20 protein-coding genes and 1 tRNA gene are annotated in these 23,039 nt (G+C 66.8%); 17 read left to right on the forward strand and 4 right to left on the reverse strand.

The features are described from left to right. Position 1: 1 nt before the first annotated feature. The 7 genes from nusA to AC06FB_RS05565 all read left to right on the forward strand — a co-directional run bounded on the left by nusA (position 2) and on the right by AC06FB_RS05565 (position 10,167). Positions 2–1,513 (forward strand): transcription termination factor NusA, encoded by a 1,512-nt coding sequence (nusA, locus tag AC06FB_RS05535; protein WP_053518673.1) that lies wholly within the window; start codon positions 2–4, stop codon positions 1,511–1,513. Between the two features lie 92 nt (positions 1,514–1,605). After that, on the forward strand, positions 1,606–4,248 hold the full coding sequence (gene infB / locus AC06FB_RS05540; protein WP_065181857.1) for a translation initiation factor IF-2: 2,643 nt from the start codon (positions 1,606–1,608) through the stop codon (positions 4,246–4,248). A gap of 123 nt (positions 4,249–4,371) precedes the next feature. Then, on the forward strand, positions 4,372–4,755 hold the full coding sequence (gene rbfA, locus AC06FB_RS05545) for a 30S ribosome-binding factor RbfA (RefSeq protein WP_053518676.1): 384 nt from the start codon (positions 4,372–4,374) through the stop codon (positions 4,753–4,755). A gap of 111 nt (positions 4,756–4,866) precedes the next feature. Further along, on the forward strand, positions 4,867–5,775 hold the full coding sequence (gene truB / locus AC06FB_RS05550; protein ID WP_065181858.1) for a tRNA pseudouridine(55) synthase TruB: 909 nt from the start codon (positions 4,867–4,869) through the stop codon (positions 5,773–5,775). A gap of 172 nt (positions 5,776–5,947) precedes the next feature. Then, entirely contained in the window at positions 5,948–6,208 is a 261-nt protein-coding gene (rpsO, locus tag AC06FB_RS05555) for a 30S ribosomal protein S15 (RefSeq protein ID WP_005417886.1), read from the forward strand. A 151-nt stretch (positions 6,209–6,359) separates the two neighbouring features. Next, a complete protein-coding gene (gene pnp / locus AC06FB_RS05560; protein WP_053518678.1) occupies positions 6,360–8,468 on the forward strand; it encodes a polyribonucleotide nucleotidyltransferase in 2,109 nt (702 codons plus the stop codon). 136 nt (positions 8,469–8,604) lie between these two features. After that, the gene (locus AC06FB_RS05565; protein ID WP_478053449.1) at positions 8,605–10,167 is read left to right on the forward strand and encodes a winged helix-turn-helix domain-containing protein; all 1,563 of its coding nucleotides are present in this window, start codon (positions 8,605–8,607) and stop codon (positions 10,165–10,167) included. Here AC06FB_RS05565 and AC06FB_RS05570 read toward each other — a convergent pair. Then, complete coding sequence (locus AC06FB_RS05570) at positions 10,136–11,194, reverse strand: serine hydrolase domain-containing protein (RefSeq protein WP_197571686.1); 1,059 nt, start codon at positions 11,192–11,194, stop codon at positions 10,136–10,138. The two genes, AC06FB_RS05565 and AC06FB_RS05570, sit on opposite strands and share 32 nt — an antisense overlap. A gap of 248 nt (positions 11,195–11,442) precedes the next feature. On the opposite strand from AC06FB_RS05570, the gene AC06FB_RS05575 reads away from it, so the two are divergent. Beyond that, positions 11,443–12,633: a glycoside hydrolase family 18 protein gene (locus tag AC06FB_RS05575; RefSeq protein ID WP_065181860.1), complete on the forward strand. Its 1,191-nt coding sequence runs from the start codon at positions 11,443–11,445 to the stop codon at positions 12,631–12,633. A 37-nt stretch (positions 12,634–12,670) separates the two neighbouring features. On the opposite strand, the gene AC06FB_RS05580 is transcribed toward AC06FB_RS05575, so the two are convergent. From AC06FB_RS05580 to AC06FB_RS05590, 3 genes are read right to left on the reverse strand one after another with little or no spacing between them, the layout of a single operon-like run. Next, entirely contained in the window at positions 12,671–14,230 is a 1,560-nt protein-coding gene (locus AC06FB_RS05580; protein WP_478053450.1) for a PepSY-associated TM helix domain-containing protein, read from the reverse strand. Positions 14,231–14,240: 10 nt separating this feature from the next. Further along, positions 14,241–14,504: a hypothetical protein gene (locus AC06FB_RS05585; protein ID WP_053518684.1), complete on the reverse strand. Its 264-nt coding sequence runs from the start codon at positions 14,502–14,504 to the stop codon at positions 14,241–14,243. Next, positions 14,504–14,800, reverse strand: a complete 297-nt coding sequence (locus AC06FB_RS05590; RefSeq protein WP_053518685.1) for a hypothetical protein — start codon at positions 14,798–14,800, stop codon at positions 14,504–14,506. Before AC06FB_RS05590 ends, AC06FB_RS05585 begins: the two co-directional genes overlap by 1 nt. A 431-nt stretch (positions 14,801–15,231) precedes the next feature. Between AC06FB_RS05590 and thrS the strand changes: the two genes are divergently transcribed. The 9 genes from thrS to AC06FB_RS05635 all read left to right on the forward strand — a co-directional run bounded on the left by thrS (position 15,232) and on the right by AC06FB_RS05635 (position 23,022). Beyond that, positions 15,232–17,133: a threonine--tRNA ligase gene (gene thrS / locus AC06FB_RS05595; protein ID WP_065175534.1), complete on the forward strand. Its 1,902-nt coding sequence runs from the start codon at positions 15,232–15,234 to the stop codon at positions 17,131–17,133. Between the two features lie 48 nt (positions 17,134–17,181). After that, positions 17,182–17,724 (forward strand): translation initiation factor IF-3, encoded by a 543-nt coding sequence (infC, locus tag AC06FB_RS05600; RefSeq protein ID WP_079222586.1) that lies wholly within the window; start codon positions 17,182–17,184, stop codon positions 17,722–17,724. Positions 17,725–17,991: 267 nt separating this feature from the next. Then, positions 17,992–18,189 carry a 50S ribosomal protein L35 gene (gene rpmI / locus AC06FB_RS05605; RefSeq protein WP_005410436.1) on the forward strand — a complete coding sequence of 66 codons (198 nt, stop codon included), beginning with the start codon at positions 17,992–17,994 and terminating at the stop codon, positions 18,187–18,189. Between the two features lie 11 nt (positions 18,190–18,200). Further along, positions 18,201–18,560: a 50S ribosomal protein L20 gene (rplT, locus tag AC06FB_RS05610; protein WP_005410435.1), complete on the forward strand. Its 360-nt coding sequence runs from the start codon at positions 18,201–18,203 to the stop codon at positions 18,558–18,560. Positions 18,561–18,750: 190 nt separating this feature from the next. Beyond that, positions 18,751–19,746, forward strand: coding sequence for a phenylalanine--tRNA ligase subunit alpha (locus AC06FB_RS05615; RefSeq protein WP_065181862.1), 996 nt, complete (start codon positions 18,751–18,753; stop codon positions 19,744–19,746). Positions 19,747–19,831: 85 nt separating this feature from the next. Continuing rightward, on the forward strand, positions 19,832–22,213 hold the full coding sequence (gene pheT, locus AC06FB_RS05620) for a phenylalanine--tRNA ligase subunit beta (protein WP_461289168.1): 2,382 nt from the start codon (positions 19,832–19,834) through the stop codon (positions 22,211–22,213). 28 nt (positions 22,214–22,241) lie between these two features. Further along, on the forward strand, positions 22,242–22,541 hold the full coding sequence (locus tag AC06FB_RS05625) for an integration host factor subunit alpha (protein ID WP_005410432.1): 300 nt from the start codon (positions 22,242–22,244) through the stop codon (positions 22,539–22,541). Beyond that, the gene (locus AC06FB_RS05630; RefSeq protein ID WP_053518690.1) at positions 22,522–22,878 is read left to right on the forward strand and encodes a MerR family transcriptional regulator; all 357 of its coding nucleotides are present in this window, start codon (positions 22,522–22,524) and stop codon (positions 22,876–22,878) included. The genes AC06FB_RS05625 and AC06FB_RS05630 overlap by 20 nt, the downstream gene beginning before the upstream one ends. 67 nt (positions 22,879–22,945) lie before the next feature. Then, positions 22,946–23,022, forward strand: a tRNA-Pro gene (locus tag AC06FB_RS05635). The last annotated feature ends 17 nt before the right edge of the window (positions 23,023–23,039 follow it).

The following is a 23,039-nucleotide window of genomic DNA, read 5'->3' on the forward strand; positions in this document are numbered from 1 at the left end:
AATGAGCAAGGAACTGTTGCTGGTAGTCGACGCGGTCGCCAACGAGAAGGGCGTGCCGCGTGAAGTGATCTTCGATGCCATCGAGGCCGCCCTGGCCTCGGCAGCGAAGAAGCGCTATCCCGACGAGGAAGTGCTGACCCGCGTGGTCATCGACCACAAGGATGGCAGCTACGAAACCTTCCGTCGCTGGGAAGTGGTGGCCGATGACGTGGTCATGGAGTCGCCCGACCGCCAGATCCGCCTGATGGACGCCATCGATGAAGCCGAGGGCGTGGACGTCGGCGATTACATCGAAGAGCAGATCGAGAACCCGGACTTCGGCCGCATCGCCGCCCAGGCCGCCAAGCAGGTGATCGTGCAGCGCGTTCGCGAAGCCGAGCGCCAGCAGGTCGTGGACGCATGGAAGGACCGCGTCGGCGAGCTGATCACCGGTGTGGTCAAGCGTGCCGAGCGTGGCAACATCTACGTCGACCTCGGCGGCAACGCCGAAGGCTTCATCCCGAAGGACAAGGGCATTCCGCGCGACGTGCTGCGCGCCGGTGACCGCGTCCGCGGCTACCTGGCCGAAGTGCGCTCGGAGCCGCGTGGCCCGCAGCTGTTCATCAGCCGCGCCGCGCCGGAGTTCATGATCGAGCTGTTCAAGCTGGAAGTGCCGGAAGTCGGTCAGGGCCTGGTGGAAATCAAGGCCTGTGCCCGCGATCCGGGCGACCGCGCCAAGATCGCCGTGCTGGCCCACGACCAGCGCACCGATCCGATCGGTGCCTGCATCGGCATGCGCGGTTCGCGCGTGCAGGCGGTGTCCAACGAGCTCAATGGCGAGCGCGTGGATATCGTGCTGTGGAACGACAACCCGGCCAACTTCGTCATCAATGCGATGGCGCCGGCCGAGGTGCAGTCGATCATCGTCGATGAGGACAAGCACTCGATGGATCTGGCCGTTGCCGAGGACCGCCTGGCCCAGGCGATCGGCAAGGGTGGCCAGAATGTGCGCCTGGCCAGCCGCCTGACCGGCTGGCAGCTCAACGTGATGACCCAGGACCAGGTCACCGCCAAGTCGGAGGCCGAGCAGGCTTCGGCCCGCCAGCTGTTCATGGACAAGCTGGAAGTGGACGAGGAGATCGCCGGCATCCTGGTCAGCGAAGGCTTCGGCACCGTCGAGGAAATCGCTTATGTCCCGGTCGGCGAACTGCTGGCCGTGGAAGGTTTCGACGAGGATATCGTCGAAGAGCTGCGCGCTCGTGCCCGCGATGCGCTGCTCAATGAGGCCCTGGCAGTCGAGGAAGGCCTTGAAGACGGCCAGCCGGCGCAGGACCTGCTGTCCCTGAAGGGCATGGACGAAGCCACCGCGTATGCGCTGGCCGGCCACGGCGTGCGCACCAGCGAGGATCTCTCCGACCTGGCCGCCGACGAGGTCGTGGACTTCGGCATCGAAGGGCTGGACCAGGAGCGCGCCGCCGCGCTGATCCTGGCCGCGCGTGCCGAGGAGATCGCCCGACTGGAACGCGGCGAATGAGCCGGCAATGAACAGGGCCCTGAGCCGCTCAGGGCGTAGAATCCGCGCCACCTCCAGATGCGGGGGGGCGCCCACAAGATCATAGGATCCGAATGTCGCAGCAAACCACCATCCGCAAGCTTGCCGAACTGGTCAACACACCGGTCGAAAAACTGCTTGAACAGCTGGCCGGTGCCGGCATGAAGTTCAGCGGTCCCGACCAGGTCGTGACCAGCACCGAGAAGGTGAAGCTCCTGGGCTTCCTTCGTCGTTCGCACGGCAAGCCCGAGCAGGCGCCGGAAGAGACCGATCAGTCTGCAAAGAAGATCACCCTCAACCGCCGTAAACAGCAGGAAGTGACGGTCAATTCCGGTCGCAGCAAGACGACCGTGAATGTCGAGGTGCGCCAGAAGCGTACCTACGTCAAGTCCGATGGTGGTCGTGCGATGACTCCGGACGAAGAGCGCGCCGACATCCTGCGCAAGCTGGAAGAGTCGCGCGCCCGCAACCTCGCCGAACAGCAGGCATTGGCCGAGAAGGACCGTCTGCGCGACGAGGCCATCGTCCGTGCACGCGAGGAAGAGATTGCCGCCAAGGAGCGTGCCGAAGCCGAGAAGAAGGCTGCAGAGGAAGCAGCGGTTGCCGCCAAGGCCGCCGAGGCGCTGGCCGCCAGCCAGCCGAAGACGCGCGCTCCGATCGACGAAACCGCACCGCGTCCGCCGCGTACCCCGGCCGCAGCCCCGGCTGCCCCGCGTGGCGCTCCGCCACGCAGCGAGGATCGCAACAACCGCAGCGCGCCGCGCAACGAGCGTGGCCCGGGCGATCGTTTCTCCGGCCAGATGCACCTGTCGGCCGCCGACCGTGCACGTCGTGGCAACAGCAACAGCACGACCCGTGGTCGTCCGGGCGGCCGGAACCAGGCCGGCGGCCGTCGCGACATGTCGCGCGGTGGCAGCAACGCCGGTCCGCATGCCTTCGAACGTCCGACCGCACCGGTCGTGCGTGAAGTGGCGATCGGCGACACGATCACCGTGGCCGACCTGGCGCAGAAGCTCGCGCTGAAGGGCGGCGAGGTGGTCAAGGCGCTGTTCAAGATGGGCGTGATGGCCACCATCACCCAGTCCATCGACCACGACACGGCGGCGCTGGTGACCGAGGAACTCGGCCACAAGGCGATCCGTGCCAACGACAACGACGCCGAAGACGCACTGCTGGCATCGACCGGTGAAAACCAGGGCGAAGCCGTGCAGCGCCCGCCGGTGGTCACCATCATGGGCCACGTCGACCACGGCAAGACCTCGCTGCTGGATTACATCCGCCGCACCAAGGTCGCCACCGGCGAAGCCGGCGGCATCACCCAGCACATCGGTGCGTACCACGTGGATACGCCGAAGGGCGTGATCAGCTTCCTGGATACCCCGGGCCACGCAGCCTTCACTTCGATGCGTGCCCGCGGTGCCAAGCTGACCGATATCGTGGTGCTGGTGGTCGCTGCCGATGACGGCGTGATGCCGCAGACCAAGGAAGCGATCCAGCATGCCCGTTCCGCCGGCGTGCCGCTGATCGTGGCAATCAACAAGATCGACAAGTCCGACGCCGATCCGATGCGGGTCAAGAACGAACTGCTGACCGAGCAGGTCGTGGCCGAAGACTTCGGTGGCGATACCCAGATGGTGGAGATCTCGGCCAAGACCGGCCTGGGCATCGACGACCTGCTGGACGCCATCTCGATCCAGGCCGAACTGCTGGAGCTGAAGGCTGTCGATGAAGGCCGCGCGTCCGGCGTGGTGATTGAATCGTCGCTGGACAAGGGCCGCGGCCCGGTCGCCACCGTGCTCGTGCAGCAGGGCCGCCTGAAGAAGGGCGATTACCTGGTGTGCGGTATCCAGTACGGCCGCGTGCGAGCGCTGTTCGACGAAACCGGCAAGCAGCCGGAGTTCGCCGGCCCGTCCATCCCGGTGCAGGTCCTGGGCCTGTCCGGCGTGCCGGAGGCCGGTGACGACTTCGTGGTGGTCGAGGACGAGCGTCTGGCCAAGGACGTTGCCCAGCAGCGTGAGACCAAGCGCCGCGAGTCGCGCCTGGTCGCCACGGCGGGCAGCCGGATGGAAGACATCATGGCGACCCTGGGCAAGGGTGAGGGCCAGCAGGTCCTCAACCTGGTCATCAAGGCCGACGTGCAGGGTTCGGTGCAGGCGCTGAGCCAGGCCCTGGTCGCGCTGTCCAACGACGACATCCGCATCAACGTGATCCACTCCGGCGTGGGCGGCATCACCGAGTCGGACGCCAATTCGGCTGCCGCCTCCAAGGCCACCGTCATCGGCTTCAACGTGCGTGCGGATGCTTCGGCCCGTCGCATCATCGAATCCAACGGCGTGGACCTGCGTTACTTCTCGATCATCTATGACGTGATCGATCAGGTGAAGCAGGTGGCCTCCGGTCTGCTGGGCGTGGAGATCCGCGAAGAGATCATCGGTATCGCCGAGGTCCGCGATGTCTTCCGCAGCTCCAAGCTGGGCGCCGTCGCCGGCTGCATGGTCATCGAAGGCGTGGTCAAGCGCAGCAAGCCGATCCGCGTCCTGCGCGACAGCGTGGTGGTGTTCGAAGGCGAGCTGGAATCGCTGCGTCGCTTCAAGGAAAACGTCGAGGAAGTCCGCAACGGTACCGAATGCGGTATCGGCGTGAAGGCTTACAACGACGTCAAGCCGGGCGACCAGATCGAGTGCTTCGAGCGCATCGAAGTGCCGCGTACCCTGTAATGCTGCAACGGACCGGCCCTCGCGGGCGGGTCCACCCCAGGTGGCGCCCGACCCCGGTCGGGCCGTCTCTCCCGGTAGGGCCCGACCTTGGTCGGGTCACATTCAATTCAAGAGCCCGACCGCGTGCCCAAGACTTTCCATCGAACCGACCGTGTCTCCGCCCAGCTGCGCCGTGAACTCGGCACCCTGGTGCACAACGCCGTGCGCGAGCACGGGTTGCCCTCGGTGAGCGTGTCCGACGTGGAAATCACCCGCGACATGGCCCATGCCAAGGTCTTCGTCACCGCGCTGATGCCGGAACGTTCGGCCGAAGCGGTGGCCGGCCTGAAGGAACTGGGCTATCGCCTGCGCATGGACCTGGCCCGGGCGATGAAGCTGCGCCACGTGCCGGAGCTGCATTTCCATTACGACGACTCGGTTGATCGGGGCGAGCACATCGACAACATCCTGCGCGATCTGCCCGACACCGTGGCTGCCGAGAAGCGCCGCGAGAGCGACGAAGAGTAACCGCGCGACGCCGGGCATGCCCGGCGTTGCTGCATTCCGGCTGCGCGATGTCTGATGCAGGCCGCGCCGCGCGCTTGCCGGGCATGGTCCGGCGCTACACCCGTATCTGTCATGACCCGAATTCAGTTCCGCCGCCTGGACGGCATCCTGCTGCTCGACAAGTCGACCGGCATGAGCTCCAACGCTGCCCTGCAGGTGGCGCGTCGCCTGTTCCGTGCCGAGAAGGGCGGGCATACCGGCAGTCTCGACCCGCTGGCCACCGGCCTGCTGCCGTTGTGCTTCGGCGAGGCGACCAAGATCGCCGGCCTGCTGCTGGGCTCGGCCAAGGCCTATGACGCCGAGATCGTGCTCGGCCAGACCACCGACACCGATGACGCCGAAGGCGAGGTGCTGCTGCAGCGCCCGGTGCCGCAGATCACTGCTGACGTCCTGCAGGCCGCGCTGGCACCGCTGACCGGCAGCATCCGCCAGCGGGCCCCGATCTATTCAGCGCTGAAGCAGGGAGGCGAGCCGCTGTACGTGAAGGCCCGCCGCGGCGACGCCATCGAGGCGCCGGAGCGGCAGGTCCAGGTGCATGCCATCGAGGTCCTGGAACAGCAGCCCGAGCGGCTGCGCCTGCGCGTCACCTGTGGCTCGGGTACCTACATCCGCAGCCTGGCGCGTGATCTCGGCGAGGCGCTGGGCTGTGGTGCGCACATCAGCGCCCTGCGCCGGCTGTGGGTGGAGCCGTTCCGCGAGCCGGCGATGGTCACCCTGGACCAGCTGCGGGCCATGGTCGAAACGGGCGACCTGGCGGCCATGGATGCGCTGCTGCTGCCGCTGGCCGACGGTCTGGCCGGGTATCCGCGGGTCGAGCTGGACGCCGGCCAGACGCAACGGTTCTGCATGGGACAGCGGTTGCGCGATGCCGGCTGGCCGCGCGGTCTGGTGGCGGTGTTCGGTCCGGACGCCGCTGTCCAGGGCCTCGGTCAGGTCGATGACAGTGGCCTGCTGGCCCCGCAGCGCCGCTTCAACCTCTGAGCAGGGCGGGGCGGTTCAGCCCCGGTCCTTGTCCCCGGAGCCCCTGGCCGTTACAATTTCGCGGCCATTTTCTGGCAGCCTGCCCCGCGCAGGTTTCATCCCTGTAGTCCACGGCGAGCCTGGCGGTGCGCGAAGCGCGTTCCTGCCGGCCACGCATCACTGAGAAAAAGACATGTCGATCGACACCCAGAAGGTCATTGAAGACAACAAGCGCAGCGCCGCCGACACCGGCTCCCCGGAAGTCCAGGTGGCCCTGCTGACCGCCCGCATCGAACTGCTGACCGGCCACTTCAAGACCCACAAGAAGGATCACCACAGCCGCCGCGGCCTGCTGCAGATGGTCAACCGCCGTCGCAGCCTGCTCGACTACCTGAAGAAGAAGGACGTCGAGCGTTACAAGGCCCTGATCGAGAAGCTTGGCCTGCGTCGCTAAGCAACGAATCCCCCGCGGCGCAGCGATGCGCCGCGGTTTTGTTTTGTAGTACCGCAATCCCCGATTCAGGCCGGAACGATCCGGTCACCCGCTGGCGGCAAGGGTCGCCGACGGTCCAAATTCGCAGACAGCATCCCCAAGGACACCCTCCGTGGCAAAAATCACCAAAACCTTCCAGTACGGCAAGCACACCGTCACGCTTGAGACCGGCGAAGTCGCCCGTCAGGCCAGCGGCGCCGTCATCGTCAAGATGGACGACACCGTACTGCTGGTCACCGCCGTCGCCGCCAAGAGCGCGCGCGAAGGCCAGGACTTCTTCCCGCTGACCGTCGACTATCAGGAGAAGTTCTACGCCGGCGGCCGCATTCCGGGTGGTTTCTTCAAGCGCGAAGGCCGTGCGACCGAGAAGGAAACCCTGATCTCGCGTCTGATCGACCGTCCGATCCGTCCGCTGTTCCCGGAAGACTACAAGAACGAAGTGCAGATCATCGCCACGGTGATGTCGCTGAACCCGGACGTGGACGGTGACATTCCGGCCCTGATCGGTGCTTCGGCGGCCCTGGCTCTGGCCGGCACCCCGTTCATGGGTCCGATCGGCGCTGCCAAGGTCGGTTACAAGAACGGCGAGTACATCCTGAACCCGACCGTCAGTGAACTGGCTGACTCGCAGCTGGAACTGGTCGTTGCCGGTACCTCCAACGCCGTGCTGATGGTCGAATCCGAAGCCGCGCTGCTGTCGGAAGAAGTGATGCTGGGCGCCGTGACCTTCGGTCACCGCGAAATGCAGAAGGTCATCAACGCGATCAACGAGCTGACCGTCGAAGCCGGCACCAAGCCGTCGACCTGGGAAGCCCCGGCCAAGAACGAAGCGCTGATCGCCGCCCTGAAGGAAGCCATCGGCCCGCGCCTGGGCGAAGCCTTCCAGGTGCGTGACAAGCTGCAGCGTCGCGATGCCATCTCGGCGATCAAGAAGGACGTGGTCGAAGCCCTGGCCGGCCGCGTGGCTGCCGAAGGCTGGAACCCGGCCGAGCTGTCGAAGGAATTCGGCGAACTGGAATACCGCACCATGCGCGACTCGGTGCTGGACACCAAGGTCCGCATCGACGGCCGTGCGCTGGATACCGTCCGCCCGATCTCCGTGAAGACCGGCGTGCTGCCGCGTACCCACGGCTCCTCGCTGTTCACCCGCGGCGAAACCCAGGCCATCGTGACCATCACCCTGGGCACCGCCCGCGACGGTCAGGTCATCGATGCCGTTGCCGGTGAGTACAAGGAAAACTTCCTGTTCCACTACAACTTCCCTCCGTTCTCGGTGGGTGAGTGCGGCCGCATGATGGGTCCGAAGCGCCGCGAGATCGGCCACGGTCGCCTGGCCAAGCGCGGCGTGCTGGCTGTCATGCCGTCGCTGGAAGCCTTCCCGTACACCATCCGCGTCGTCTCGGAAATCACCGAGTCGAACGGTTCCTCGTCGATGGCCTCGGTCTGCGGTTCGTCGCTGGCCCTGATGGACGCCGGCGTGCCGGTGAAGGCCCCGGTGGCGGGTATCGCCATGGGTCTGGTCAAGGAAGGCGACCGCTTCGTCGTCCTGTCCGACATCCTGGGTGACGAAGATCACCTGGGCGACATGGACTTCAAGGTGGCCGGTACCGCTGAGGGCATCTCTGCCCTGCAGATGGACATCAAGATCGAAGGCATCACCGAAGAGATCATGAAGCAGGCGCTGCAGCAGGCCAAGGCTGGCCGTCTGCACATCCTGGGCGAAATGGCCCACGGCCTGACCGCTCCGCGTTCGGAACTGTCCGACTACGCGCCGCGCCTGCTGACCATCAAGATCCACCCGGACAAGATCCGCGAAGTGATCGGCAAGGGTGGCTCGACCATCCAGGCCATCACCAAGGAAACCGGCACCCAGATCGACATCCAGGATGACGGCACCATCGTCATTGCCTCGGTCAACGCGATCGCTGCCCAGGCCGCCAAGGCTCGCATCGAGCAGATCACCTCGGACGTCGAGCCGGGCCGCATCTACGAAGGCAAGGTCGCCAAGATCATGGACTTCGGCGCGTTCGTCACCATCCTGCCGGGCAAGGACGGCCTGGTCCACGTCTCGCAGATCTCCAGCGAGCGCGTCGAGAAGGTCGGCGACAAGCTGAAGGAAGGCGATGTGGTCAAGGTCAAGGTGCTGGAAGTCGACAAGCAGGGCCGTATCCGCCTGTCGATGAAGGCCGTGGAAGAAGGCGAGGGCGCCAGCGCCGAATGATCGACCCACGGTCGATCACGGCAGGTGTCAACCCGGGTTGAGCACCGCCGCTGACATCGCTGGAATGAGAAAGCGGGCTTCGGCCCGCTTTTTCTTTGTCCGGCATCCTGAGCGGGCTTGCCGCTATGCTGTTGTCATGGACCTCCTGCGCCTGCTCGACCTGGACATCGACCGCCCGGCGCAGCGCGTGAGCCGGGCCGGTGAGGCCCTGCCCATCAGTGGCCTGAGCTGGACCCTGTTCGACGTGCTGCTTGCACACGGCACCCGTGTGGTGGATTTCGACACGTTGGCGGCCCAGGTCTGGGCACCTGCGGTGGTTGGTGAGGATGCGGTCAGTCAGCGGGTGAAACTGCTGCGGCAGGCACTCGGCGATGACAGCCGTCGGCCGCGCTACATCCGTTCGGTGCGCGGGCGCGGCTATCAGCTGTGCGCCGCACCGATACCGATGGCACCGCCGCCAGTGATCCGATCGTCACGAGGGCGCTGGTGGTGGGCTGCAGCGCTGGTGGCGGTGGGCGGGTTGGCGGTGGCGGTGCTGGCGTGGCCGGACCAGGCTCCGCCCGCCGCAGCCACGTCCCTGCTGCAGCGCGCGGACTATTACGCCGGCATCGGCCAGGCGAGCAACAACGAACGCGCGATCGCCCTCTACCGCCAGGCACTCCAGGTCGATCCCGAATCCAGCGCGGCCCGGCGTGGGCTGGCACGTGCATTGTCGGCGCAGGGATGCCTGTTCAACGGTTCTCCGCAGCAGATGCGCGAAGCGCTGGCGCTGGCCGACTCCGAACGTGCACGAGCGCCGCATGACGGTGCCACGTACGCCCTGCGCGGGTATGCGCATGATTGCCTTGGGCGGATGGACGATGCGGTAGCCGACTACGCGCGCGCGATCCAGCTCGATCCTGCGGACGAGCGCACCCGCGCATCGCTGGCCTACCTGCAGCAGGAGCAGGGCCACCTGTCGCTGGCGCTGCGCGCCAACCTCGCGCTCAAGGCACCCGAACGCATCCGCTTCCGTGATGTGCAGGTGGCGCGCGAAATGGAACTGCTCGGTTTCACCCAGGCGGCAGCGCAGCGCCATGCGCGCAACTTCCAGCTTTACCCGGACAACGTGTTCGCCAACATCGCGTGGCCGCGCAGCCTGTACGTTGCCGGGGCCACCGGGCGCGCCCGGGAGGAGCTGGCCATCGCATTGACGCGTGGCACACCACACCCCCAGCTGCTGCGCCTACAGGGAGAACTGGCATTGCTGGCCGGTGACACCGCGGCGGCGGCCGAGGCGTTCGCGACGGCGCACCGGCTGCGGCCGCAGCAATCGTTGGGAGAGACGCTGGCGGGCCTGTACGGATCGACGGCCATCGATCCGGCATGGGCACGTGCGCGATTGCAGCGCCTGCCGGCGGGGAGTGGTGATGGTTGGGCCGATGCTGCGCTCGAGCGGGCTCTGCTGTTGCAGTCGGTGGGTGATGCGAAGGCCGCCGTGGCCGCGCTGCACCAAGCGGTGGACGATGGCTTCCGCGATGCGGCATGGCTGCGTGCCACGCCGCTGTATGCTCCGCTGCGCAGCGCGCCGGAGTGGGAGCCGCTGCTGGCGCGTATCGATGCGGATGTCGCCAAGCAGCGCGCGCAGGTCCTCGCCGCCGCATGGCGACCCTCCGATCTGTCCGGTCTCAGCGCAGTGCCGGAAGCAGGAACTCAGTGAGAATCCGCCGCGACTGCGGATGGGCGAAGCTGCGGTTGTAGGCTTGGCTGGTGACTACGGCCACGGCATTCCTGTCAGGAATCAGGAAGACATAATTGCCACCGTTGCCGGACATCGCCCACACGGTCCGCTGCCTGCCCTGCACCGTCAGCTGCAGGCCCCACCATTGGTAGCCGTACTCGCTGCCATCGCCAGTGCGGGCCTGTGGCTGGATCATTGCAGCGATGAAATCACGGGGAACCAGTTGCCGGCCATTGCCGCGCCCCTGATCCAGCACCAGCTGCCCCAGCCGCGCCAGGTCGCGGCTGCGGTAGCGCGTGCCGCCGCCTCCCATTCCGATGCCCTCCGGTGAACGGTTCCAGTGGCTCTCGGTGATGCCCAGCGGACGCTCCAGTGCCCGGGCGGCATAGTCCGACAGTGGCATGCCGGTGGCCCTCTCGAGCACGGCGCCGAGCACGAACGAGTCGGCCGTACAGTACGCGAAGGAACGGCCATGAGGGCTGTCCTCCGGTCGCTGCATCCAGGGCGCGAAGCCCTTCACCGGCAGGGACAGGGCAAAGTCCAGCCAGCGCTCGCTCACGTACATGCGCTCTTCGTGGCCGCTCGAGAACGGGTTCTCGTCGTCGCATTCCCACAGGCTGCTCATGGTCAGCAGATCCTGCAGGGTGATGGCGCGCAGGCGCGGGTCGACGACGTGGCGCGCGGTGAATCCGGGGAAGTAGTCGTAGACCCGGGCCTGCACGCCCGGCAGCGCCCCCTCGCCGATGGCGGCGCCGATCAGCAGTGCTGTCACGCTTTTGCTGGCCGAGCGCACATCGTGCAGGGTGCCCGCGTCCGCGCCGTTGAAGTAGCCCTCGTAGACGACGTTGCCGTCGACCTGCAGCAGCACGCTGCGGATCTGCTTGAGGTCATCGCGGGCGATGGCCTGCTCCAGGGCGGGCAGGCGGACGGAGGCAGGCGTTGCGGCGCCGGTGGTGTGGGGTATGAATGCCAGCAGCAGAAGGAGGAAGGGCATCAACGGACGCATGGTCGGGCTCCATCGGAAAGGAGACTGGATTGAGCCCGGTCCTTCGCTGAAGTGCTGGAAGCGTGTCTGAAGAATTCTGAAGGGCCAGTACCGGCGACGGCAGCGCGCTGTCCTGCCGTGGGGCGTCAGGGACATGCCGATGTCATCCTGCGGGCGTCCGTGCCTGTCCAGTGGACGACATTCGATGAAGCCGCGCCGGGGCGTGATCGGTTTGCTACCGTGGCTGCGCCTTCGAACCGGGAGATCCCATGTTCCGCCAGACCCTGGCCGTCCTTGCCGTACTCGTCACCGCCGCCGTGCCCGGCGCAGTGCACGCTGCGCCGGCGCAGTCGCCGATCTTCGGCGCCTACTACCCCGGTGGCTCGGCCGGGCGCTATCCGGTGTCGAGCATTCCAGCCGAGCGCCTGACGCATCTGTTCTACGCGTTCTCCACCATCGAAGACGGCCGATGCGTGATCGGTGCGGACGCATCGAAGAACGTTGCCGAGCTGGCTGACCTGAAAAAAGCGCATCCGCATCTGCGCACGCTGATCTCGATCGGCGGCTGGGGCGCCGGTGGGTTCTCCGATGCCGCGCTGACCGAAGCCAGCCGCAGGCGCCTGGTCGACTCCTGCATGGCGCTGTTCTTCGAACGGCACGCAGGCAGCTTCGATGGCGTGGACATCGACTGGGAGTTTCCGGTCAGTGGCGGCCCGAAGGAACTGGCCCATCGTCCGCAGGACCGGGCCAACATGACGCGCCTGGCGCAGGCGTTCCGTACCGCGCTCGATACGTACGGGCGCAGGGCAGGGCAGCCGATGCTGCTGACCGCCGCGCTGGCCGCTGGCCGGCTGCAGACCGATGGCCCCTATGATCCCGCCGCCAGCTACGACCTGCCGGCGCTGGCCCGGATACTCGATTTCATCAACCTGATGAGCTACGACATGGGTACCGGTTTTTCGGCCGTGTCGACCTTCAACGCGCCATTGCATGAAGTGCCGGCCGACCCGCTGGCGCCGGAACTGCGGCGCTGGAACAACGTGGCCGGTGCGGTGCAGTACTACCGCGAACATGGCGTGCCGGCGGACAAGCTGGTGCTGGGCGTGCCGTTCTACGGGCGCGGCTTCAAGGTGACCGGGGAGACTGCCGACGGCCTGTACCAGGCTTACAGTGCGCCGGCCGATGCCGGCGACTGGCGGGTGATCAAGGCGCGTTACCTCGATCAGCCGGGCTGGACCAGGCACTGGCACCCGCAGGCGCAGAGCCCGTGGTTGTACAACCCGCGGGAGAACGTCTTCATCAGCTATGAAGACCCGCGTTCGATCGGCCTGCGGGCGCAGTTCGCCCGCGAACAGGGGCTGGCCGGTGTCTTCATGTGGGAGCTGACCGGCGACGATGAACAGGCCAGCCTGCTCAACGCGATGCTGGCACCCTGGCACAAGGCCCGCGTGGGCGATTGAAGGCGCCGCGCTCCGCCGGCATGGCCCGGCGGGGCGGTCAGTCGGCCCAGACGCTGTTGGGGTCGCCGTTGCGCGCCCGGCGTTGGCTGGCCAGCGCCAGGCGCGCAAAGCCGAAGGCCATCGCCAGGGCGACGGCGTCGATCCAGAACAGCGGCCAGTGCCCGGCAGCGGCGGCACGCCACAGCCAGTCACCGTTCAATGCACCATGCAGGACCGGCACCAGCGCGGTCGCGGCCGCAGCGGCCCACAGCAGTTCCCGGGCAGCCTGTGCGGGCCTGCGCAGGAATGCCCACAGCGCGCACGCGGCCCAACTGCTGAAACAGGCCCAACGGATGCCCGGGTCGACCGCCGCGGGTGCTGCGCGTTCGAGCACCAGCGCTACCACGAACGCCAACGAGATCGCCACGCACAGGCCGATGCAGACACCGACGGTGGCACGCGCCATGTTGACGGCCGCACGCGACTGCTCGGGCTGGCGTCGCTTGCGTCGCGATTCGATCCACAGCAGGTTGCCGGAATAGAACAGGAAGGCGCCGCCGAGCCCCATCAGGAAGTACAACCAGACCACCACGCCGTTGCCGAACTCACCGAAATGAAGCGCATAGGCGGCGCTCAGCGTAGCGTGATTGGCATCGCGCTGGCCCGGCAGCTGCGTGGCCAGCACGTCGCCGGTGGCCACGTCCAGGGCGACCGCGCCCAGCGGGCCCAGCGTGCCGGTGGATTCGCCGGTGATCTCGATGGTGGCCTTGGCGTCGCCACCATTGGCCAGTTTCAGATAGGCCGGTTCGAAGTTGGCCACGCCCTGGGCGCGGGCCACTTCCAGGGCGCGCGCATGCAGGACCTGCAGGCTGCCCGGCGGTGCCGGAACGCCGCTGGCCTCGCGCACCGGAGCGGTATCCATCGCGGTCGGCACGGCCTGCAGCAGCTTGCCCTCGAAGATCAGTGGATTGAGCAGTGCCATCTGCACGAACGCCAGGCAGAGCAGGGCGCCGGTGACGGCGAACATCAGATGGAAGGGCAGACTGAGCACGCCGATCACATTGTGCGCGTCCTGCCACTGCTGCTTGAGGTTGCGGCCCGGGCGCAACGCGAACAGGTCACCCAGCAGTTTCGGCAGGTGGATCACCAGGCCGCTGAGCAGGGCCATGCCGTACAGCAGGCTGACGATGCCCATTACATACACGCCGGCCACCGGCAGGCCCAGGCTGTAATGCAGCTCGTTGACCAGTTCGGCCAGACCGGTCTGCGGCGGCGTCGGGCTGCCGGCGGTGTGTCCCGGCCATGCGTAGCGCCAGCTGCCGTCATCGGTCTGCCAGTAGGCCAGCGGCTGCGGATGGTCGGTGCCGGGGAAGGTCATGCCGACATGGCGGCGTGCCTCCGCGTGGGCTGCCAGCACGTCCTCGAGCAGGTGCTGTGCGTCATCCAGGTCCGCGGGCAATGCCGTCGCCGCGCCCGGCGTCTGCCACAACGGCAGGTCATGGTGGAAGAGGGTCAGGGCGCCTGCATAGAAGGCCACGAACAGGCCAAAGCCGGCGACCAGGCCGACCCAGGTGTGCAGGGTGGTGAACGTTCGCAGCGTCTGCGAGGAGAACTTCATGGGGACGGTCTCATTGCACCGCACCGGCCAGGCGCAGCAGGCCGAGCACGGCGAAGCCGGCGCCAGCACTGCCGGCCAGGGCCAGCCAGGCGTGTGCGGCGCGGCGGAAGCTGAACGCCCAGAGGGCGGCCAGCATCCACAGCGGGATGAAGGCGATCAGGGCCGGTACCAGGGCGTGCTGCCATGGGCCGGGCGGCAGCCAGGCCACCAGTCCGGTGGCGGCCGCGGCCAGCAGGAAGCCGGCGAAGATGCCGGCGAGGGCGCGGGCCCACATCAGCGCGGCTCCGCGCCGGGGCGGTGCCAGGCGGCGATGGCCGGCAGCAGCATCGCCGCCAGCATCCAGGTGCACAGCATCGCCACCAGCCCCGCGGCGAAGCCCAGTTCGGCCATCCACAGCCATAGTGCGGCCGCAGCGGCAACCAGGCCGATCTGTCGGCCAAGCCGGCCAGCCCGGCGCAGGCGCGGCCAGCGGCAATGCGGCGAGGCGGCATAGAAGGCCGTCGCCGAGAACATCGCGGACAGCACGCCCAGGCTGCAGAAGCCGAGCGTGGAAAGGCCGACAGTGATCATTGCCGGCAGCCTGCGCGGCGCGAGGGCGGCGAACGCGGGACACGGGCGGGGCCGGCGTAGGCCGGTCGGAGCGGGTGGCGCATCACGAGGTCCTGGGGGAAAGCGGGCAGGCTGGCACGGGGCGGGCTGCCTGGATATGGTAATCATTGCGATTTCAGGCTGCCAGCGACGGCCATTCAGGGGCGCGACGGGGAGTGCTTGGGCTTTCCCGCGCAGTGGTCTAAAATCGCAGTCATTATCCTGACTGGAACAAGGTGGCCCGCGCCCAGCGCCGGCCGAGCGTGCGACATGAGCACTACCACCGCCCACGGTTGACCTGCCCCCGAAGGCCCTGCGTTCCAGGCGCCCTCGCGGCGCTTTTTTATTGCCCGGGCGCCTGCCCGGAGCCGCTTTCCAGCCCGCAGCGCGGGCCCCCGCACGAAGCCACTGCGATGATCAACATTACCCTTCCCGACGGCAGCCGCCGCGAGTTCGAAAACCCCGTCAGCGTCATGGACGTCGCCCAGTCGATCGGCGCCGGCCTGGCCAAGGCGACCATCGCCGGCTCGGTCGATGGCGTGCTGGTCGATGCCAGCGACGTCATCGATCACGATGCCAGCCTGCGCATCATCACCGCCAAGGACGAGGAGGGCGTGGAGATCATCCGCCACTCCTGCGCCCACCTGGTCGGCCATGCCGTCAAGCAGCTGTACCCGGACGTGAAGATGGTCATCGGCCCGGTCATCGCCGAGGGCTTCTACTACGACATCTACTCCGAGCGCCCGTTCACCCCGGACGACATGGCCGCGATCGAGAAGCGCATGGGTGAACTGATCGCCCAGGACTACGACGTCATCAAGAAGATGACGCCGCGCGCGGAAGTGATCGAGATCTTCAAGGCGCGTGGCGAGGACTACAAGCTGCGCCTGATCGAGGACATGTCCGACGACATCCAGGCCATGGGCATGTACTACCACCAGGAGTATGTGGACATGTGCCGTGGCCCGCACGTGCCGAACACGCGCTTCCTGAAGGCCTTCAAGCTGACCCGCATTTCCGGTGCGTACTGGCGTGGTGACGCGCAGAACGAGCAGCTGCAGCGCATCTACGGCACCGCCTGGGCCGACAAGAAGCAGCTCGATGCCTACATCAAGCGCATCGAGGAAGCCGAAATGCGCGACCACCGCCGCATCGGCAAGCAGCAGGACCTGTTCCACCTGCAGGAAGAGGCGCCGGGCCTGGTGTTCTGGCACCCCAAGGGCTGGGCGCTGTGGCAGGTGGTCGAGCAGTACATGCGCAAGGTCTATCGCAACAGCGGCTATGGCGAAGTGCGCTGCCCCCAGATCCTGGACGTGAGCCTGTGGAAGAAGTCCGGTCACTGGGACAACTACCAGGACAACATGTTCTTCACCGAGTCGGAGAAGCGCACCTACGCGGTCAAGCCGATGAACTGCCCGGGCCACGTCCAGGTGTTCAACCAGGGCCTGCACAGCTACCGCGACCTGCCGATCCGCTACGGTGAGTTCGGTTCCTGCCACCGCAACGAGCCCTCCGGCGCACTGCACGGCATCCTTCGCGTGCGCGGCTTCACCCAGGACGACGGCCATGTGTTCTGCACCGAGGCGCAGATCGAATCCGAGGTGACCGCCTTCCACCAGCAGGCGCTGGCGGTCTACCGGCACTTCGGCTTCGAGGAGATCCAGATCAAGATCGCGCTGCGCCCGGAATCGCGGCTGGGCGATGACGCCACCTGGGACAAGGCCGAGGGCGCACTGCGCTCGGCGCTGGCCAGCTGCGGCGTGGAGTGGCAGGAACTGCCGGGCGAGGGCGCCTTCTACGGCCCGAAGATCGAGTACCACCTGAAGGACGCCATCGGCCGTACCTGGCAGCTGGGCACGATGCAGGTCGACTTCATGATGCCCGGCCGCCTGGGCGCCGAGTACGTGGACGAGAACAGCCAGAAGAAGCACCCGGTCATGCTGCACCGGGCGATCGTCGGCTCCATGGAGCGTTTCATCGGCATCCTGATCGAGCACCATGCCGGCCAGTTCCCGGCCTGGCTGGCGCCGACCCAGGTGGTGGTGGCCAACATTACCGACGCCCAGGCCGACTACGTCTCGGGCGTGACCAAAACCCTTGCGGAGCAAGGCTTCCGCGTCAGCTCGGATTTGCGTAACGAGAAGATCGGCTATAAAATCCGCGAGCATACGTTGCAGCGCGTGCCCTACCTGCTGGTCATTGGTGACCGCGAGAAGGAAAATGGGGCTGTGGCGGTGCGTACGCGTTCTGGCGAAGACCTGGGCAGCATGAGCCTGCAGGCCTTCATCGAGCGGCTCCAGGCCGAGGGCGCGTAAGCAAAGGTCCGGTCCGGGGGCACAGGCACCCGGACCGGTTCGATACCCTTGGGAGAACGTAATATCAGCACCCCTGACAACAAACAGAACCGCAAGAATCAGGAAATCCGTGTGCCGCGCGTCCGCGTGATCGGCAGTGACGGAGAAATGATCGGCGTGTTGTCGCGCGACGAAGCGCTGTCCATGGCCGAAGATGAAGGCCTGGACCTGGTCGAAATCCAGCCGCAGGCCGATCCGCCGGTCTGCAAGATCATGGACTTCGGCAAGTTCAAGTTCGAAGCGCAGAAGAAGGCCAGCGAGGCCAAGAAGAAGACCAAGCAGGTCGAGATCAAGGAAGTGAAGTTCCGTCCGGTCACGGACGAGGGCGACTACCAGATCAAGCTGCGCAAGATGCGCGGGTTCCTTGAAGAAGGCGACAAGATCAAGGTCAACATCCGTTTCCGTGGCCGTGAAATGAGCCACCAGGAACTGGGTCGCGAAATGGCCAACCGGATCGAGACCGATCTGGGCGAGGACATCGTCATTGAATCCCGTCCGCGCCTGGAAGGGCGTCAGATGGTCATGATGATCGCGCCGAAGAAGAAGACCTGAGGCCTGACGGGCCGCCTTCCGGGGCGCCTGGCTGAATGGTTCAGGGTAAAGGGACGCCACTGGCGTCCCTTTGCTTTTGCAGGATGCCGGTGAAATGCCGGCGCAAGGGGGGGGTGGGGCTGGTGGCAGGGCGGTTTTGCCTGTATCATGCCCGGCTCGACCCACCCAGGACGGGTCGTACGCCGATCATGGCAGGACGGAAAGAGCGGCCCAGGCCGCCGCCAGATCAGTCAGAAACCAGGGTCAAATCCCATCAAGGACATTGCAATGCCCAAGATCAAGACCAACCGGGCAGCGGCCAAGCGTTTCCGCAAGACCGCCTCGGGCAAGTACAAGTGCGGCCACGCCAACCGTAGCCACATCCTCACGAAGAAAGCGACCAAGCGTAAGCGTAATCTGCGTCAGACGGGCCATGTCCGTGCAGAAGACGCAGGCCGTCTGGACCGCATGCTCCCTTACCTCTGAGGAACTGAAAAATGGCACGAGTTAAGCGTGGCGTACAGGCGCGTCGCCGCCACAAGAAGATTCTGGATCTCGCCAAGGGCTATTACAACGCCCGCCGCAAGGTCTTCCGCGTCGCCAAGCAGGCGGTCATCAAGGCACAGCAGTACGCCTACATCGGCCGTAAGCAGAAGAAGCGCAACTTCCGTTCGCTGTGGATCACCCGCATCAATGCGGCTGCCCGCATCAATGGTCTGAGCTACAGCCGCTTCATGAACGGCCTGCTGAAGGCCGGCATCACCCTGGACCGTAAGGTCCTGGCTGACATCGCCGTGCACGACGCAGCCGGCTTTGCCGCGCTGGCCGAAAAGGCCAAGGGCGCGCTGGCGGCATAAGTCCTTCCCGATGCCGTTGCCGTTCATCCGGAACGGTGTCAGGTCAAGGCAATGCATGGGGAAGGGCGCAAGTCCTTCCCCATTCTTTTTTGGGTCCCGGCGTGGCCACGGCGACGCGGGGACGGCGGTGGCGACAGGGGTCGGCCCTTCGCCTGCCGCGATGGCAGATCGACTGGAGTTCCGGCCCCCCATGAGCGACATCCAATCCCTCACCACCCAGGCGCTGGCCGAGGTGGCTGCTGCACAGAGCCCCGACGTGCTGGAGCAACTGCGCGTGGCCCTGCTCGGCAAGAGCGGCAGCATCACTGCGCAGCTCAAGCAGCTCGGCGCCCTGCCGGCCGACGAGCGCAAGGCCGCCGGTGAAGCGATCAACCAGGCCCGCGACGCACTGACCCGCGCGCTGGGCGAGCGCAAGGCGCTGCTGGAGGATGCGGCACTGGATGCGCGCCTGGCCGCCGAAGCCATCGACATCACCCTGCCGGGCCGCAATGGCGAACGCGCCGGCCTGCACCCGATCACCCGTACCCTGGAGCGCATCACCGGCATCTTCGGCCGACTGGGCTACGAGTTGTCGGAAGGGCCGGAGATCGAGGATGACTGGCACAACTTCGAGGCGCTGAATTTCCCGCCGCACCACCCGGCGCGCGCCATGCATGACACCTTCTACTTCGGTGACGGCCGCCTGCTGCGCACTCATACCTCCGGTGTGCAGGTGCGCTACATGGGCGACCATGCGCCGCCGCTGCGCATGATCGCCGCCGGCAAGGTGTACCGCAGCGACAGCGACCAGACCCACTCGCCGATGTTCCATCAGGTCGAAGGCCTGCTGGTGGACGAGCACTCGACCTTCGCCGACCTGAAGGGCACGCTTGCCGAATTCGTCCGTGCCTTCTTCGAGCGCGACTTCGAGATGCGCTTCCGTCCCAGCTACTTCCCGTTCGTCGAGCCCGGTGCGGAAGTGGACATCGCCTGGCAGCAGCCCGATGGCAGCACCCGCTGGCTGGAAGTGCTTGGCTGCGGCATGGTCCATCCGAACGTGCTGCGCAGCGTCGGCATCGATCCTGAGCGCTACACCGGTTTCGCCTTCGGCATGGGCGTGGAGCGTTTCGCGATGCTGCGCTACGGCGTCAACGATCTGCGCGCGTTCTTCGAGAACGATGTGCGCTTCCTGAAGCAGTTCGCGTAACGCATTCGGCAACGCCGGGCCCAGCCTGGCGGACTCAAACATTCGACGGCCCAGGCGCCTGCGCCGGGTCCACCAGGGTGACAACATGAAATTCTCCGAAAACTGGCTGCGCAGCCACGTCCCCACCCGCGCGTCGCGCGATGAGCTGAGTGCGGTGCTGACCGCGATCGGCCTGGAAGTGGAAGACGTGACCGCGTTGGGCGAGGGCCTGCAGCACGTGGTGGTGGCGCGCATCGTCGAGGCCGTGCGCCATCCCGAAGCGGACCGCCTGCAGGTCTGCCGGGTCGATGCCGGGCAGGGCGAGCTGCTGCAGATCGTCTGCGGCGCACCGAACGCGCGTCCGGGCCTGGTCGCGCCGCTGGCGATGGTCGGTGCGCAGATCGGCGAACTGAAGATCAAGCCGGCCAAGCTGCGGGGTGTCGAGTCCAACGGCATGCTGTGCTCGGCGAAGGAGCTGGGCCTGGACAACGATGCTTCCGGCCTGCTGGAACTGCCCGCGGATGCCCCGGTCGGCCAGACCCTGGTCGACTACCTGGGTCTGCCCGATGCCAGCATCGAGATCAAGCTGACCCCGAACCGTGCCGACTGTTTCAGCGTGCGCGGCATCGCCTACGACGTGGCGGCCGCCACCCGCAGCCAGGTGCTGGACTTCGCTGCAGCACCGGTCGCCGCCGTCGGCAGCCGCGAGCTGTCGATCCGGCTCGACGCCGGCGCCGAGGCGCCGCGTTACCTGGGGCGCGTCATCGAGGGCCTGAACCCTGCGGCGAAGACCCCGCTGTGGATGGCCGAGCGCCTGCGCCGCAGTGGCGTGCGTCCGGTGTCGCTGCTGGTCGACATCACCCAGTACGTGATGCTGGAACTGGGTCAGCCGATGCATGCCTATGACCTGGGCACCCTGCAGGGCAGCATCGCCGTGCGGCGCGCACGCGCAGGCGAGAACCTGAAGCTGCTCGATGGCCGCGATGCCGTGCTGGACGACAGTTTCCTGGTCGTGACCGATGCTGATCGCGCGGTGGGCCTGGCGGGTCTGATGGGGGGCTTCGATTCCCGTGTGACCGACGCGACCACCAGCGTGTTCCTGGAGGCTGCGCACTTCGCGCCGGCAGCGATCATGGGCCGTGGCCGCAAGCTGGGCCTGCACACCGATGCCGGCCACCGCTTCGAGCGCGGCGTCGATCCGGCGCTGCCGCGCACCGCCATCGAGTACGCCACCCGCCTGGTGCTGGACCTGGCCGGCGGCACCCCGGCACCGGTCACCGAGGCCGTGCGCGAGGCTGACCTGCCCCGGTCGGCCACCATCGCGCTGCGCCGCGCGCGCATTACCCGCGTGCTCGGCATCACCATCGAGGATGCCGAAGTGGAGCGCATCCTGCGCGCGCTGGGCATGGAGGTGGTCGCCACGGCGGACGGCTGGCAGGTCACCGCACCGAGCCGCCGTTTCGATATCGCCATCGAAGAGGACCTGATCGAAGAGCTGGCCCGCATCCATGGCTACGAGCAGATTCCCACCACCCTGCCGGGCGGTGCCGCGCGCGTGGCGATGCCGAGCGAGACCCAGCTCGACACCCTCAGCGTGCGTCGCCAGCTGATCGCGCGCGACCTGCAGGAAACCCTCAATTTCGCCTTCGTCGACGATGCGCTGCTGACCCAGTGGCAACTGCGCGACGATCTGGTGCCTCTGGCCAATCCACTGTCGGCCGAACTGGCGGTGATGCGCCCGTCGCTGCTGCCGGGCCTGGTGGCCACGCTGGGCCGCAACGCCGCGCGCCAGTTGGGCCGGGTGCGCCTGTTCGAGATCGGCCGCGTGTTCGCCCGCCAGGCCGGGGAGGGCCAGCCGGCGCCGCTGGAAACTCCGCGTGTTGCTGCCGCGGTGTGCGGCGATGCGCAGGCGGTGCAGTGGGGTCTGCCTTCCCGCAAGGTCGATTTCCATGACCTGAAGGGTGATCTGGAGTCCCTGGCTGCTGCCAGTGGTGCCTCGCTGGAGTTCCGCCCGTCGAGCCGTGCGCATGGCCACCCGGCGCGCTCGGCCGAGGTGTTCCGCGACGGGGTTGCGATCGGCTGGATCGGCCAGATCCACCCGCGCCTGGCCAAGGCGATGGACATCGAGGCCGACGTCTACGCCTTCGAGCTGGACCTGGAGCCGCTGTCGGCGCGCCGCCTGCCGCGTGCCGGCGAACTGTCGCGCTTCCCGGCGGTACGCCGCGACCTGGCGTTCCTGGTGCCGGAGCAGGTGGCCTGGAGCGATCTGGCCGCTACGGTCCGCCAGGCCGCCGGCCCGCTCCTGCGCGAGCTGAACCTGTTCGACCGCTATGTGGGTCAGGGGGTCGAGCCGGGATTCAAGAGTCTCGCTATGGGCTTGATTTTGCAGGACAAGTCGCGCACTCTGACGGACCGCGACGTGGATGCGGTGGTGGCCGAGGCGGTCACCGCCATCGAGCGTGAACACCACGCCCGGATCCGCGGCTGAGCGGGCAGCACTCGGGGGGTAGCAGGCAATGGCATTGACCAAGGCGGAGATGGCGGAAAAGCTGTTCGACGAAGTCGGTCTGAACAAGCGTGAAGCCAAGGAATTCGTCGACGCGTTTTTCGATGTGCTGCGTGAAGCATTGGAACAGGGACGTCAGGTGAAGCTGTCGGGCTTCGGCAATTTCGACCTGCGGCGCAAGAACCAGCGTCCGGGCCGCAATCCGAAGACCGGCGAGGAAATTCCGATTTCCGCCCGTACGGTGGTCACCTTCCGTCCGGGCCAGAAGCTCAAGGAAAGGGTGGAAGCTTATGCTGGATCCGGGCAGTAACCGCGAACTACCGCCGATCCCGGCCAAGCGCTACTTCACCATCGGTGAGGTGAGCGAGCTGTGCGACGTCAAGCCGCACGTGCTGCGCTACTGGGAAACCGAGTTTCCCAGCCTTGAGCCGGCCAAGCGCCGCGGCAACCGCCGCTACTACCAGCGCCATGACGTGCTGATGGTGCGGCAGATCCGCAGCCTGCTGTACGAACAGGGCTACACGATCGGCGGTGCCCGCCTGCGTCTGGAGGGCCCCGATGCCCGCGAGGAATCGGCGCTGAGCAACCAGATCATCAAGCAGGTGCGGATGGAGCTGGAAGAAGTGCTGCAATTGCTTCGCCGGTGACCCAAATCCCGCGTGATCCGCTATACTTCACGCCCCGCCGCACTGGCGGGAACATCGCAGCATCAGTCGGGGCGTAGCGCAGCCTGGTAGCGCATCTGCCTGGGGGGCAGAGGGTCGTCGGTTCGAATCCGGCCGTCCCGACCACTGTGATGGAACAGAAG

Source organism: Stenotrophomonas sp. Steno-C15 (genome assembly GCF_056393265.1).